Raw genomic sequence first — 13,253 nt, forward strand, 5'->3', positions numbered from 1 at the left:
TCGGCTTCGGCGGCACCAACGGCAGCCTGGTGATGGCACGGTTCTAAGGCCGCGGCTTTGCGGGATGACACCCGCGGTGTGATCGGCCACAAACCCGCATCTGAGATCAGACCGCGAGGGAGACGCCAAGTGGCCGACGACTATCAGATGCTTCAGGGCGAGTTGATGAAGGGCAAGCGGGGGGTGGTCACCGGGGTGGCCAACCACCAGTCGATCGCCTGGGGGATCGCCAGCCAACTGGCCGCCCAGGGCGCGGAGATGGCCTTCCTGCACCTGCCCGGCATGGAGCGGCGGGTGCAGCCCCTGGCCGATAGCATCGGGGTCAAGACCCTGGCGGCCGTGGACGTCACCGACGATGATTCCATGGAGGCTGCGTTCGCGACGGTGAAGGACGCCTTCGGGACCATCGACTTCTTTGTCCACGCCATCGCCTTCGCCAACAAGGACGAGCTGAAGGGCTCGTTCGTGGAGAACACCACCCGCGAGGGGTTCCTGCGGGCCATGAACATCTCGGCGTTCAGCTTCGTGGACTGCGCCCGCCGCGCCGCGGAGATCATGCCGCACGGCGGCTCGATCCTGACGCTCACCTACATGGGCTCGGAGCGCGCGATCCCGAACTACAACACCATGGGGGTGGCCAAGGCCGGCCTGGAAGCGGCCACCCGGTATGCGGCGCGGGACCTGGGGCCCAAGGGCATCCGGGTCAACGCCTTGTCGCCGGGCGCCATGCGCACCCTGTCGCTGGCCGGGATCACCGGCGGTCGGGGTATGCTGGCCAAGGGCCGCTCGCTCTCGGCCATGAAGGAGGACACCTCCATGGAGGGCGTCGCGGGAGCGGCCCTGTGGTTGCTTTCGGACCTCGGCCGCTCCACCACCGGCGAGGTGGTTCACGTGGACGCGGGCTTCCACATCATGGGCTTCAGCGAGGACGAGGCCGCAGAAGCCTAGTGTCCCGGTTCCTAGACAGCGTAGGCCCGCATGAAGCGCGCGGCGGCCTCGGCGGCGATGGCCTCGATCCTGGCCTCGGAGAGCGGCCGCACGACGCCTAGCAGGGCGGCGGTCTGGTAGGACCCGATCGCCATCCCGGCGAAAAACTCCGCCGCCTCCAGGGGATCGGCGATGTCCAGGCGCCCCGCGTCGGTCTCCATCCGCAGGAAGTCGGCCAGCTTGCGGCGGCTGGCCCTGGGCCCCGCCTCGTACCAGGCCTGGGCCACCTCGGGCATGTCGGCGGCGCTGAGCATGGCCATGCGCATGAAGGCCGCCGCGCGGGGACGGGTGAGCGCGCCCAGCATCTCGCGGGCGAAGGCGGCCAGGGCCTCGGCGGGGTGCTCCATGGCCTCGGGCGCCTCGAGCGGCGCGGTGATCTCGTGCACCCGGCGAGCCGCCACCGCGCGCACCAGCTCGGCCTTGGAGCCATAGTGGTTGTAGATCGTCTGCTTGGAGACGCAGGCCCGCCGGGCGATCTCCTCCATGGGCGCGGACACCCCGCGCTCGGCCAGCACATCGACGGCGGCGTCCAGGATGGCCTCGTTCTTCGACAGGTCGATCTGGCCGGCGACGCGGGGCATCAGAGGTCCTCTTCCGGGGGCGGCGCGGTGTTGGCGTTTACCGGCGGCGCAGCGAAGAAGGCCAGCACGGCGGCGGCGATCAGGGCGACCGCCAGCAGGCCGAAGGCGTCGCCATAGGCCAGCACCGTGGCCTCCTGGCGCATCATGAAGGCTACCGCCTTGCGCCCGGCGCCCTCCGGGTCGGCGACCCCTAGCTGGGCCATGCGCGCCACAAGGCCGGCCAGGAAGTCCTGGCTGGCGATGTTGCTTTCGGTCACTCGCGCGGTGATGGCGCCATAGTGGACCGCGCCCTGGTGGCCCAGAACCGTGGAGATCATCGCCATGCCCACCGCGCCGCCGACGTTGCGGATCAGGTTCAGCAGTCCGGAGGCGTCCTTCATCATGTGCGCGGGCATGGTGGCGACGCTCATCTGCGAGGCGGCGATCATGGCGACCATCGCCCCCAGGCCGCGGGCCGCCTGCAGGCCGGCGAACTCCCAGAACCCCCACTCGGCGGTGACCCGCACCCCCAGGCCCATGCCCCAGCCGGTGAGCAGGAGGCCCAGGACCAGCGAGATGCGGAAGTCGAACAGACGCACCACCCGACCCAGGACTGGAGCGGACAGAAACATGACCAGACCGGAGACCAGCATGGTGGTGCCGATCTCGGCGGCGGAATAGCCGCGCACCTGGGCCAGGAACAGCGGCAGGATGAAGGTGCCTCCGAACAGGCTCATGCCGGTGATGAAGTTCATCACCACGCCCAGGGTGAAGTTGCGGTCGCCGAACGGCTTGAGGGAAACGATCGGCTGGCGGTAACTCAGCTGTCGCCAGACGAACACCGCCCCGGTTACGGCGGCGGTCACGGCCAGCCACAGGATCAGGTCCTCGCGGAACCAGCCCTCGCTGGCCCCCTCCTCCAGCACGTACTGCATGGACAGCAGGAAGACGCTCATCAGCACCAGGCCCAGCCAGTCGATGCCGCGGGCCAGCCGGGGGTCGCCGCGGTCGAAATCCCCCCAGCGGCCCACCAGGAAGATCACCAGCAGTCCTGGGATGACGTTGACGAAGAACAGCCAGCGCCAACTGGTCCACTCCGCCAGGTGCCCGCCCAGGGTCGGACCAATGGTGGGCGCGAAGGTGACGATGACGCCGACGATGATGTTGGCGGTGATCCGCTTGTCCAAGGGGAAGACGGTCATGGCGACGGCGAAGGTGGCCGGGATCATGGCGCCCGCCGCGAGCCCCTGCAGCGCCCGCATGAAGATCAGCATCTCGATACTGCCCGACAGGCCCGCCAGGACCGAGGTGACGATGAAGGCCGCGGTCGCGCCCACATAGAACGGCCGGGTGCCCCACATCTTCGACAGGTAGGCGCTGAGCGGAATCGCGACGACCTCGGCCAGGAGATAGATGCTCTGGATCCAGCCGATCTGATCGGCGCTGGCCCCCACCCCAGCCTGAATCTCCGCCAGGGCCGCGGCGACGATCTGGATGTCCAGGAGGGCCATGAACTGGCCGATCGCCATGCCGCCGAAGCCCAGGTAGACGGCCGTCCAGTTGACCTCGCTGTGCTTGCCCAGCGGCCCGGAATCCGCGGTCAGCGGCCCGTCGAAGCCGCGGCCGGGAGTTTGCGGAAGGGCGGCGTCGGCCACGGCCGGGTCAGCGCGCGAGGCCGCGGCGGGCGTACTGGGCGGGCGAGGCGCCGGATTCCGCGAAGCTGGCGCCGGTGTTGCGGGTCACGTCCACCTTCACGTCCACCGAAAGCCCCGGGCGCAGGCCGGCCGCCAGGGGCTGGCTGCGGTCCACGGCGATCTTCACCGGCAGGCGCTGGGCGATCTTGGTGAAGTTGCCCACCGCGTTCTCCACTGGGATTAGGGCGAATTCCGAGCCTGTGGCCGGGGCGAAGCTGTCGATGTGGCCCTTGATCACCTGCTTGCCGAAGGCGTCGGTGCGGATCTCCACCGGCTGGCCGATCCTCAGGCGCGCCACCTGGGTCTCCTTGAAGTTGGCCACAACGAAGGCGTCGCCCAGGGGCACGATGCTCATCAGGGTCCCGCCGGGACGCACGTACTGTCCGGGCCGCACGCCGCGCGCGCCGACCACGCCGGACACCGGGGCGCGCAGCTCGGTGCGCGCCACGTCGATGCGCATCTGGTCAACCACGGCGCGGGCCGCGGCGGCCTGGGCGGCGGCCTGTTCGCGGGCGGAGCCCAGGGACTGGGCGGTGCGCCGCCCGGCCTCCAGCGTCGCCTGCGCCTCGGCCACGCCGGCGGCGGCCTGGCTCTGCATGGCCCGCGCGGTCTGGGCCCGCTGCGAGGACACCCAGCCCTGGCGGGCGAGCGCCCCATAGCGGTTGAGTTCGGCGTCGGCGAGCTGGGCCATCGCCCGCGCGCTCTGCACCCCGGCCGCCTTCTGGGCGATCATCGCCTGCTCGAGGACAGCCTTGTCGTCGACGCCGCGCACGGCGGCTTCGAGGGCCCGGGCCTCGGCCTCGGCCTGGGCCAGCCGGGCCCTCAGGGTCGCCGGGTCGATGCGCACCAGCACCTGGCCGGCCTGGACCGCCTGGTTGTCGGTCACCAGCACCTCGGCGACGTAGCCGTCCACCAGTGCGGCCACCGGTACCTTGTCAGCCTGGACGAAGGCGTTGTCGGTGGTCTCGTAGGTCTGCTTGTCGGTCCACCAGGCGAAGCCGCCGACGGCCAGCGCTACGGCGGCCACGCCGCCGACTGCCATCGAGACCAGACGAGAGTTCGGCATCCCCGCCATCGACGCTGACCTGCCCACAAGACCCCGGACCCCGCGGTCCGCCCTTCCCGGATAGGCCTGCCGGTGGCGACAGCCAAGGGAAAACTGGACGCTGCCGTCCAAAGAAGGCCTGGACGCTGGACGCCGGCGCGGCTTCGTGGCGTATCCCAGGCCATGAGCGGGACCGAGCCCTTCGACGCCGACGTGATCATCGCCGGCGCCGGCATCGCCGGCGCCACCCTGGCCCTGTCGCTGGCCCAGGCCGGGGTCAGGCCGCTGCTGATCGACCCGGTGGTGTTCGACGCTCAGGCGGCGCCGACCTTCGACGGGCGGGCCTCGGCCATCGCCTATGCAGCCTACCGCCAGTGGCGCGCCCTGGGGCTGGAGGCGGCGCTCAGCCCCCACGCCCAGCGGATCGAGCAGATCCTGGTCACCGACGGGCGTACGCCCGGGGCCGCGGCTGGCGGCCAGACCCCCTTCTACCTGCGCTTCGATTCCGCCGAGATCGCCGACCGTTCCGAGGGCGAACCGCTGGGGTACCTGCTGGAGAACCGGCATATCCGCGCGGCGCTCGCCGCCGCCGTCCGGGCCGCCGGCATCGAGGTCTTGGCCCCCGCCCAGGTGGCGGGCGCGACCTTCGGGCCCCGTTCGGCGTCGGTGACCCTGATCGACGGGAGTACCCGGTGCGCGCCGTTGGTGGTGGGCGCAGAGGGTCGTGGCTCCCAGGTCCGCCAGGCCGCTGGCATCGGGGTGGTCGGCTGGGACTATCCGCAGACCGGGGTGGTGGCGACGGTGCGGCTGGCCCGGCCCCACGAGGGCGTGGCGCACGAGTATTTCCTGCCCGGCGGGCCGTTCGCCATCCTGCCGCTCACCGGCGACCGCGCCAGCCTGGTCTGGACCGAGACCACCCGGCGCGGCGAGGCGCTGCGGACCGCCCGCCCGGAGATTTTCCACGCCCACCTGGCCCGGCGCTTCGGCGAGTTCCTGGGCGAGGCGGTGGTGGAGGGCCCGGTGTTCACCTACCCCCTGAGCCTGCAGCTGGCCGAGCGCCTGTCCGCCCACCGGGTGGCGCTGCTGGGCGATGCGGCGCACGCCGTGCACCCGATCGCCGGCCAGGGCCTGAACCTGGGCCTGAAAGGCTCCGCGGCCCTGGCCCAGACCCTGGTGGACGCGCTTCGGCTCGGTGAGGACATCGGCTCCGAGGCGGTGCTGGAACGCTACGCCCCCTGGCGCCGGTTCGACACGGTGACGCTCTCGGCCGGCACGGACGCCTTCGTGCGGCTGTTCTCCAACGACAACCCGCTGCTGCGCCTCGCCCGGGGCGCGGGGATGGCGGCGGTCAACCGCGTGGCCCCGGCGCGCAGGTTCTTCATGCAGGAGGCCGGCGGCGCGGTGGGCGACCTGCCCCGGCTGCTGCGGGGCGAAGCGCTCTAGCTACTCGCCCTCGCCCAGCTCGCGGGCTTCCTCGGGCAGCATGATCGGCACGCCGTCGCGGATTGGATAGGCCAGGCGCGCGGAGCGGCTGACCAGCTCGGCCTTGGCGCGGTCGAACTCCAGCGGCCCATGGGTCACCGGACAGACCAGGATCTCCAGCAGGCGGGGGTCAACGTCCACCTCCAGGGCCGGGGCGTCAGGGGTCAAGGGCTCGCTCATGGGCGCCACCTCTACTGCACCACATGCGGCGCGTCATCGCCGTCATCCATGGAGTCGATCTCCAGGAGGGTGGTGAGGGCGTCGAACCGGCCTGTCAGGCCCTCGGCCTCCAGCAGAGCCTGCTTCTCCGCAGGCCCGAAAGGCAGGCCCATGGAGAGGCTGTTGACCAGGGCCTCCAGCGGGGCGGTGTTGGCGGTCTCCCAGTCAATGTCCAGCTCGCGGCGGTTCAGATAGCGCTTCAGCGCCCGGGCGAAGCGGCCGCGGGCCTCCTCCTCGGCCTCTGCCGCCTCGTCGCGGTCCAGGTCCTCCTCGAAGCGGTCGTAACGGGCGCGGAGCTGGCGATAGGGCGTGCGGATGGCCAACTCCTCGCCGGCCTCGAAGCGGCACACCCCGGTGAGCGTCACCAGGTAGCGGCCATCGGAGGTCTCCGCATAGCTGGTGATCCGGCCGGCGCAGCCGACGCTGGCCAGACGGGGCCGCTTACGGTCGCCGCCGGCCCGGGTCTGGATCATGCCGACGATGCGGTCGGCGGCCATCACGTCGTCGATCATGTTCAGGTAGCGCGGCTCGAACACCTGCAACGGCAGGTCGCCGCCGGGCAGTAACAGGGCGCCGTCCAGCGGGAACACCGCGATCACCTGCGGCAGGTCGACGGTGCGGCGGTAGCCGGGCATGACGCTTCCTCCCTCGCCGATCAGCTGAACAGGACCGCCGAGAGCCGCCGGCGGCCAGCCTTGGCCACCTCGGAAGCATGGCCCGCCGCCTCGAACACGGTGAGCAGTTGCTTGCGCGCGGCGCCCTCGTTCCACTCGCGGTCGGCCTCGATGATCGCCAGCAGGTGGTCGCAGGCTTCGGCGAACTTGCCTTGCCCGGCGAGGGCCCTGGCCAGCTCGAAGCGGGCCGCGTGGTCGGCGGGGTCTGCCGCCAGCCGGGCTTCGACCTCCGTGGTCTCAGACGGGGCGTCCTCGGCCAGCGCCAGGGATGCGCGGACGCTGTCCAGGTCGGGGTCCTTGGCGCCGTCGGGGGCCATGGCCACCACCTCGCGGGCCCGCGTCGCGTCGCCGGACTGTATGTAGACCTTGGCCAGGCCGCCCAGGGCCTTCAGGTTGGCCGGATCTTCCTGCAGGACGCCGGCATAGGCCTGGGCCGCGCCGCCCAGGTCGCCCAGCTCCAGAGACTCTCGCGCCATGTCCAGGAGGCCGTCGACGGGCGAGCCCGCGCCGCCGCCCTGCTTGGCCAGGCGGTCCACGAACTGCTTCACCTCGCTCTCGGGCAGCGCGCCCAGGAAGCTGTCCGCCGGGCGGCCGTCCACGAACGCGAACACCGCCGGGATCGACTGCACGCGAAGCTGCTTCGCGTAGGCCGGGTTCTTGTCGATGTCGATCTTGACCAGCTTCACCGCACCCTTGGCGGCGAGGACGGCCTTCTCGATCGCCGGGCCCAGCTGGCGGCAGGGGCCGCACCAGGGGGCCCAGAAGTCGACGATCACCGGCGTGGTTTTCGACGCCTCCACCACATCGGCCATGAAGCTGGCGTCCGTGCCGTCCTTGATGATCTCGGCGGCCGGCGGGCCGGCGGTCTCCCCGATCAGGCTCATGGTCGGATGGTCCTTCGCAACAAGGCTCGAAAACGTCTGACGGCAAAGATGGTCGCAAGCCGCGCCCGGTTCAACGGACGGCCGCGCTTTCCGCCACCGCCATGGCGGCGAAATCCACCACCAGGGGCGTTACGCCTAGGGCCGCCAGGAACTGGCGCAAGCCATCTTGTGTCACCGTCGTGGTGGCGGTGTTGGTCAGTGGGTGGAAATTCACCTGCTCCGCTTCAGCCAGCGAACGGTCGAGCACGAAGCGCACCCGGCGTTCGGCGTCGTTGATCAGGGCAAAGGGGGTGACCGAGCCGGGGGTGACGCCCAGGGTCTCGGCCATCAGCTCCGCATTGCCGAACGACAGCCGGGCCGAGTCGATCACCAGGGGCAGGTGTTTCAGGTCGATCAAGGCCTCGGCCTGCGCGGAGATCAGCCAGAGCTGGCCCTTGGCGTCTTTCAGGAACAGGTTCTTGGTGTGGGCGCCGGGGATCTGCATCTTCACGTCCTCGCCCACCCGGAACACCGCAGGGTGGTCATGGGTCTCGGCCGGCACGCCGATCTCCTCCAGGAAGGCCAGCAGGTCTGCGCGTGTCTTCATGCGCCCGATCTAGGCGGAACTGGACGGGAAGGCGACCTGCGCTCTATCAGTCGGGACCCTGATCCCGCCGCCCCCAGAGAGTCCCGCCGATGGAACTGGAGTGCTACCCCGTCACCGAGCGCCCGCCGGAGATCGTGCCCGGACGGCCGCAGCGCGCCTGGATGGACCGCTTTTCCGCGCGCCACCCCTACCGCTGCCTGCCGCTGACCATGGCCAACTCCTCGGGGTGGGAGCTGCTCTGCCCTACGGCCTTCACCGCGGAGTGGAACGGCGGCAATCTGCAGACCGACATCACGCTGAAGCCTGACTACCCCCACCCGGACTTCCACAAGCTGGCCACCAGCCACTTCAGCCACGGGGTGCTGACCTTCCACGCGGGTTACCTGTTCCGCACGCCGCCGGGCTGGTCGATGATGGCCATGGGCGCGCCCAACCACATCAAGGACGGCATCCAGCCCCTGGCGGGCGTGGTGGAGACCGATTGGCTGCCGTTCCCCTTCACGATGAACTGGATGTTCACCCGGCCCGGCAAGGTGCGCTTCGAGAAGGGCGAGCCGTTCTGCTTCATCACCCTGCTGCAGGACAAGACCCTCACCGACATCCAGCCGGTGATCCGGCGCATGGATTCCAACCCCGAACTGCGCAACCAGTACGACGTGTGGGAAAAGCACCGTTCGGAGTTCAACAAACGGATCTTCCGCCAGGACCCGGAGGCCACCAAGGAGGCCTGGCAGCGCTACTACTTCAAGGGCGAGTTCCCGGAAGAGGTGGCGCCCGCCCGCCAGGACCACGTCAACAAACGCCGGCTGAAAACGCCCCGGTTCGGCGGCTGAATTCACGGGGCCGCCCGCTTGCCAAGGATTGGGGCGTCTGCCATAAGCCGCCTCTCGAATTTTCGGGGCGCGGGCCGGTGGCCGGCTTCGAGGAGCGCGGGCGTAGCTCAGTGGTAGAGCACAACCTTGCCAAGGTTGGGGTCGAGAGTTCGAATCTCTTCGCCCGCTCCAATATTCGGAAGCGGAAACACAAAAGAGAATAGGGGCCTTAGGGCCCCGAAGCGGGTTCCTCAAGCTTCCGCGCCAGCGATCGCGAAGGCTTTCCGTTGCAACTCCGTTGCAGCGGCGCGTGGCCACTCCTGTCTCGGCTGGCGTAGGCGGTTAGCGCCGATCGAGGGGCGCAGTTCTTAGGGCTTGCAACCTCTGGGCTTGCCGCCCTTCATGGCCCGCCTGGGGGCTTCGCTTGTTTTCGATCCTGCACATGTCTGACCTACACCGCACGCCTAAGGCTTGGATTTGCAACGCCTAGCTGATCTCGGCGCTGACAAGGGATCGCCATTCACACGTTCGCGAGGGGCCCGGAATCCGGTCTCCCGATGCAATCGTTTTGAGCCGCGATATAGTCCAGGGCAATTCGATTGAGTAGGAATAACGCGGTCCCTGCGCACTTGTCTTTTGGGTCAGCTTACGCTCGGTACTCCTCATGAAAGCCCAGCATCATCCATTCGAACCCGCGCGCCTGGCAGCGCTTCGAGCGTATGAAATTCTCGATACGCCCCGGGAGACGGATTTCGATGACATCGTGATGCTTGCCTCGCGGATTTGCGGAACCCCGATATCCGTCATCAACTTGATTGACGAGACGCGGCAATGGTTCAAGGCAGAAACCGGGCTTGGCGTAAGAGAGACGCCGCTCGATACGTCGATTTGCGCCCACGTCATTCTGGAAGATGACTTCGTCGAAATCCCCGATACGCTGGCCGATGCACGGATGGCTGATAATCCATTATGCCTCGCCGACCCAGGGCTGCGCTTTTACGCGGGAGCGTTGCTCAGGTCGAAGGGGGGTTATCCGATCGGCACGTTGTGCGTGCTCGACAATCAGCCGCGAGTGCTCGATCAATTGCAGCGGGATGCGCTCCGCATCCTCGCCGATCAGGTGATGACCCAGCTTGACCTGCGGGCGGTCATCGCCAACGAGACGGTGCTTCGAAGCGAGATCGACCATCGGGTCAAGAATTCGTTGCAGGCGGTCGGCGCGTTCGTCTCGCTTGAGCGACAGGCTTCGGACAACGACGAAGCGCGCGCCTCGCTCGAGCGGGTAGCGCGGCAGGTCAACATCGTCGCCGCGCTACACGAGCATCTGGGGATGGCCGCCACCAACGAGTTGATCGAGCTTGGGCCGTACCTCGATCAGGTCGTGAGCCTGATCAGTTCGACGCTTGCGGCCGATGTCTCGGTCCAAGGCAGTTTTGAGAATGTGAGGGTAGGGTCGCAGGAAGCATCGACAGTTGCGACTATCGTCAATGAACTCGCGACCAACGCCTCGAAGCATTCATTCAAGCAGTCGTCTGGAACTATCTACCTGAGCGGTAAGCGGGTGGGCGAGGCCGGCTATCGGCTAGTGTGCAGCGACGATGCTCAACCGGGCGAGGTCAAAACAGTTGCGCCAAGCGGGAGGGTCGGGCTGGGGCTCAAGATTCTCACGGCGTCGGTTCAACGACTCGGCGGGACAATGATGGCGACAAGCCACGAGAATGGCTATTCGACACGGCTCGACTTGGACCTCTCAACTTCGTGACTGATGTCATTGTGAGTGCCTTCTAAGCAGGTTGCGCCATAGGCTTCACAACCTGCTACATTAGCTGTCCAGCTCGACCTTGGCCGAGGAACGAACCCGCTGAGCGGGTGGGGGTCGGAGGGTCAGTTAGTGTCGCCGAAAGAGACGGGCTCTGTCGCGAAGCTCGATGGCGCCCAACGCAAGAGGGTGATGGTTACGCTGGCCGAGCCGGGGCCCGTCTCAAGCTAGTCGCCCGCATGGCGTCCTGAGCCGCCGCCCCCCGGCCGGAGCCGGAGGGCGGACGCTGCGCCGCCTAGCGCGGCGCGGGGTACTGGATGCGCGGGCGCAGGTTGTCGATCACCTCGCGGGCCGTGAACGCCCGGGTGTCGCCGGCGGGCTTGGCGCCGCGGCCCAGGACGATCTCCGCCGAGGCCTCGAACCTCTCCACCGTGCGCACGTCCACGCGGTCGGCCCAGAACGGGTCGCCGAAGAACGGGTCCCAGCTGCGCCAGCCGTAGCGGCCGCCATAGTAGCGCCAGGACGGGCGCCAGTAGCCGTAGGAGCCGTACCAGGGCCGGTAGAAGGGATCGGGCTCCACATAGGTCCGCCGGTCGCGGTTGGTCTCGCGGTCGACGATGGAGAACCAGTCGTGGCCCTCCTGCACCGTGAGCTCGGCGGCGCGGAACAGCAGGTAGCCCTCCACGGTCTCGCGCGACGTCAGGCTGTTGCCGTTGAAGTTCACCCGGAACCGGTTGGTCTCCAGGCGCATCTCCGAATAGCCGCCTGACGCCGCCTGTCCGGGGATGGCCGGCTGGTAGGGCGTCGGCGTGGCGCAGGCCGCCAGCCCGGCCGCCAGGGCCAAGCTCACCACGAAAGCGGCTGATCTCTTTGACATCTTGTCTGTCTCGATCCTTCGCAACGTCCCTCGACAAGAGGTGTAAACGTCACAACACTTGGCCGCAATTGTGGTTGCCCTGACTTCAGGCCCCGGTGGTGGCGAGGGTGTAGAGGATGCGCCCCAGCGCGCCGAACAGCAGCACTGCGCAGGCCGCCGCCTGGATCATGAAGCCCACGCCGCGCTTGGCGGGATCGGCCATGTAGGCCCGGGCATAGAGGCCCCGCCCGATCAGCCACACCACACCCACCACAGTGGCCACCAGGTCGTTCCAATAGATGGCGAACAGCCACAGCGAGACCAGGAAGATCGGCAGCCACTCCAGCATGTTGTAGTGCACGCGGACGGCGCGCTCGAGCAGGGGATCGCCGGTCATCGCCGGCGCCTCGATCCCGGATTTGCCGCGGGCTCGGCCCACCTCCCAGCCGGCGGCGAAGTAGAGGAGCAGGGCGAGTATGGTGACGATCGCCACCCGGCTGTGCGGTTCCATGGATAGTCCCCCTCGTCGGCGAACAGGCTTCGCCGTGACGGCCAGCTTGGCATGCTTCTTACCAGAGGGGGAACTCTTGGCCGCGGCGCGGGCGTTTAGCCTGCGGTGACCCGGTTTGGAGAGAGCCGATGGACGTTCAGTCGACGGCGATCAGCGAGATCGACTACGACGAGGGCCGCGCCAAGCTGCTGGTGCGGTTCATCAGCGGCGAGAGCTACGTCTATGTGGGCGTGCCGGGCGCGGTGCACCGCTGCTTCGTCGACGCGGATTCCAAGGGCCGCTACTTCCAGGCCGAGATTCGCGACCGCTACCCATTCAACCGGCTGGACGCCTAACCCTTCATCCGCTTGTCGCGGTTGGCGGCCACCCGCAGGCGGAGCGCATTGAGCTTGATAAAGCCCGCCGCGTCGCGGTGGTCGTAGGCCACGGCGCCTTCCTCGAAGGTCACCAGTTCCTGGTCATAGAGCGAATAGGGGCTGGTGCGGCCGATCACCGTGACGTTGCCCTTGTAGAGCTTGATCCGCACCTGGCCGGTGACGGAGGCCTGCGAGTGGTCGATGGCGGCCTGCAGCATCTCGCGCTCGGGGGCGAACCAAAAGCCGTTGTAGACCAGCGATGCGTACTTCGGCATCAGCTCGTCCTTCAGGTGCATGGCGCCGCGGTCCAGGGTGATGCTCTCGACGCCCCGGTGGGCGGCCAGCAGGATGGCGCCGCCCGGGGTCTCGTAGACCCCGCGGGACTTCATGCCGACGAAGCGGTTCTCCACCAGGTCCAGGCGGCCGACGCCATTGTCGTGACCGAGCTGGTTGAGCTTGGTCAGGAGGGCGGCCGGCGACAGGGCCTCCGCGTCGATGGCCACCGGGTCGCCGCGCTCGAAGTCCATGGTGAACACCGTTGGCGTGTCGGGCGCGTCCTCCGGCGCGATCGTGCGCATGTGGACGAACTCCGGGGCCTCCACCGCCGGATCCTCCAGCACCTTTCCCTCGGAGGAGGAGTGCAACAGGTTGGCGTCGACGCTGAACGGCGCCTCGCCCAGCTTGTCCTTGGCGATGGGGATCTGGTGGTCGCGGGCGAAGGCCAGCAGCGCCTCGCGGCTCTTGAAATCCCACTCCCGCCAGGGCGCGACGACCCGGATATCGGGCTCCAGAGCGTAGTAGCTCAGCTCGAAGCGCACCTGGTCGTTG

General features: G+C 68.5%; 15 protein-coding genes and 1 tRNA gene. 6 read left to right on the forward strand and 10 right to left on the reverse strand.

The features are described 5' to 3' along the window. The first annotated feature begins 129 nt into the window (after positions 1-129). A complete protein-coding gene (locus tag ACLL81_RS03190) occupies positions 130-948 on the forward strand; it encodes an enoyl-ACP reductase (RefSeq protein ID WP_411286900.1) in 819 nt (272 codons plus the stop codon). 11 nt (positions 949-959) lie between these two features. On the opposite strand, the gene ACLL81_RS03195 is transcribed toward ACLL81_RS03190, so the two are convergent. From ACLL81_RS03195 to ACLL81_RS03205, 3 genes are read right to left on the reverse strand one after another with little or no spacing between them, the layout of a single operon-like run. Then, positions 960-1,568 (reverse strand): TetR/AcrR family transcriptional regulator, encoded by a 609-nt coding sequence (locus ACLL81_RS03195; RefSeq protein ID WP_411286901.1) that lies wholly within the window; start codon positions 1,566-1,568, stop codon positions 960-962. Next, positions 1,568-3,202 (reverse strand): DHA2 family efflux MFS transporter permease subunit, encoded by a 1,635-nt coding sequence (locus tag ACLL81_RS03200; protein WP_411286902.1) that lies wholly within the window; start codon positions 3,200-3,202, stop codon positions 1,568-1,570. The genes ACLL81_RS03195 and ACLL81_RS03200 overlap by 1 nt, the downstream gene beginning before the upstream one ends. Positions 3,203-3,209: 7 nt before the next feature. Next, positions 3,210-4,316: an HlyD family secretion protein gene (locus ACLL81_RS03205; protein WP_411286903.1), complete on the reverse strand. Its 1,107-nt coding sequence runs from the start codon at positions 4,314-4,316 to the stop codon at positions 3,210-3,212. A gap of 153 nt (positions 4,317-4,469) precedes the next feature. Here ACLL81_RS03205 and ACLL81_RS03210 point away from each other — a divergent pair, with 153 nt between their 5' ends. After that, complete coding sequence (locus tag ACLL81_RS03210) at positions 4,470-5,729, forward strand: UbiH/UbiF/VisC/COQ6 family ubiquinone biosynthesis hydroxylase (RefSeq protein ID WP_411286904.1); 1,260 nt, start codon at positions 4,470-4,472, stop codon at positions 5,727-5,729. Here ACLL81_RS03210 and ACLL81_RS03215 read toward each other — a convergent pair whose 3' ends face one another. The 4 genes from ACLL81_RS03215 to ACLL81_RS03230 form a co-directional block, all read right to left on the reverse strand. After that, positions 5,730-5,948, reverse strand: coding sequence for a Trm112 family protein (locus ACLL81_RS03215; RefSeq protein WP_411286905.1), 219 nt, complete (start codon positions 5,946-5,948; stop codon positions 5,730-5,732). It lies immediately after the preceding gene. A gap of 11 nt (positions 5,949-5,959) precedes the next feature. Next, complete coding sequence (locus ACLL81_RS03220) at positions 5,960-6,622, reverse strand: LON peptidase substrate-binding domain-containing protein (RefSeq protein ID WP_411286906.1); 663 nt, start codon at positions 6,620-6,622, stop codon at positions 5,960-5,962. A gap of 20 nt (positions 6,623-6,642) precedes the next feature. After that, positions 6,643-7,545 carry a tetratricopeptide repeat protein gene (locus tag ACLL81_RS03225; protein WP_411286907.1) on the reverse strand — a complete coding sequence of 301 codons (903 nt, stop codon included), beginning with the start codon at positions 7,543-7,545 and terminating at the stop codon, positions 6,643-6,645. Positions 7,546-7,615: 70 nt separating this feature from the next. Then, entirely contained in the window at positions 7,616-8,131 is a 516-nt protein-coding gene (locus ACLL81_RS03230) for a prolyl-tRNA synthetase associated domain-containing protein (RefSeq protein ID WP_411286908.1), read from the reverse strand. Between the two features lie 89 nt (positions 8,132-8,220). Here ACLL81_RS03230 and ACLL81_RS03235 point away from each other — a divergent pair, with 89 nt between their 5' ends. From ACLL81_RS03235 to ACLL81_RS03245, 3 genes are all read left to right on the forward strand, one after another. Beyond that, a complete protein-coding gene (locus tag ACLL81_RS03235) occupies positions 8,221-8,964 on the forward strand; it encodes a DUF6065 family protein (RefSeq protein WP_411286909.1) in 744 nt (247 codons plus the stop codon). Positions 8,965-9,060: 96 nt separating this feature from the next. Continuing rightward, positions 9,061-9,135, forward strand: a tRNA-Gly gene (locus ACLL81_RS03240). Positions 9,136-9,607: 472 nt separating this feature from the next. Then, a complete protein-coding gene (locus tag ACLL81_RS03245; protein ID WP_411286910.1) occupies positions 9,608-10,705 on the forward strand; it encodes a histidine kinase dimerization/phosphoacceptor domain -containing protein in 1,098 nt (365 codons plus the stop codon). Between the two features lie 292 nt (positions 10,706-10,997). Here ACLL81_RS03245 and ACLL81_RS03250 read toward each other — a convergent pair whose 3' ends face one another. Together ACLL81_RS03250 and ACLL81_RS03255 are read right to left on the reverse strand one after the other, a co-directional pair. Continuing rightward, a complete protein-coding gene (locus ACLL81_RS03250; protein ID WP_411286911.1) occupies positions 10,998-11,579 on the reverse strand; it encodes a CC0125/CC1285 family lipoprotein in 582 nt (193 codons plus the stop codon). An 85-nt stretch (positions 11,580-11,664) separates the two neighbouring features. Further along, positions 11,665-12,069, reverse strand: coding sequence for an MAPEG family protein (locus ACLL81_RS03255; protein WP_411286912.1), 405 nt, complete (start codon positions 12,067-12,069; stop codon positions 11,665-11,667). 128 nt (positions 12,070-12,197) lie between these two features. On the opposite strand from ACLL81_RS03255, the gene ACLL81_RS03260 reads away from it, so the two are divergent. Then, complete coding sequence (locus ACLL81_RS03260) at positions 12,198-12,404, forward strand: KTSC domain-containing protein (protein WP_411286913.1); 207 nt, start codon at positions 12,198-12,200, stop codon at positions 12,402-12,404. Here ACLL81_RS03260 and ACLL81_RS03265 read toward each other — a convergent pair. Then, positions 12,401-13,253, reverse strand: an 853-nt coding sequence (locus ACLL81_RS03265) for an argininosuccinate synthase (RefSeq protein WP_411286914.1), incomplete at its 5' end; no start/stop codon positions are given. The genes ACLL81_RS03260 and ACLL81_RS03265 overlap by 4 nt on opposite strands.

It is taken from the genome of Phenylobacterium sp., assembly GCF_046590535.1.
In the GTDB taxonomy this organism is placed as follows: Bacteria; Pseudomonadota; Alphaproteobacteria; order Caulobacterales; family Caulobacteraceae; genus Phenylobacterium.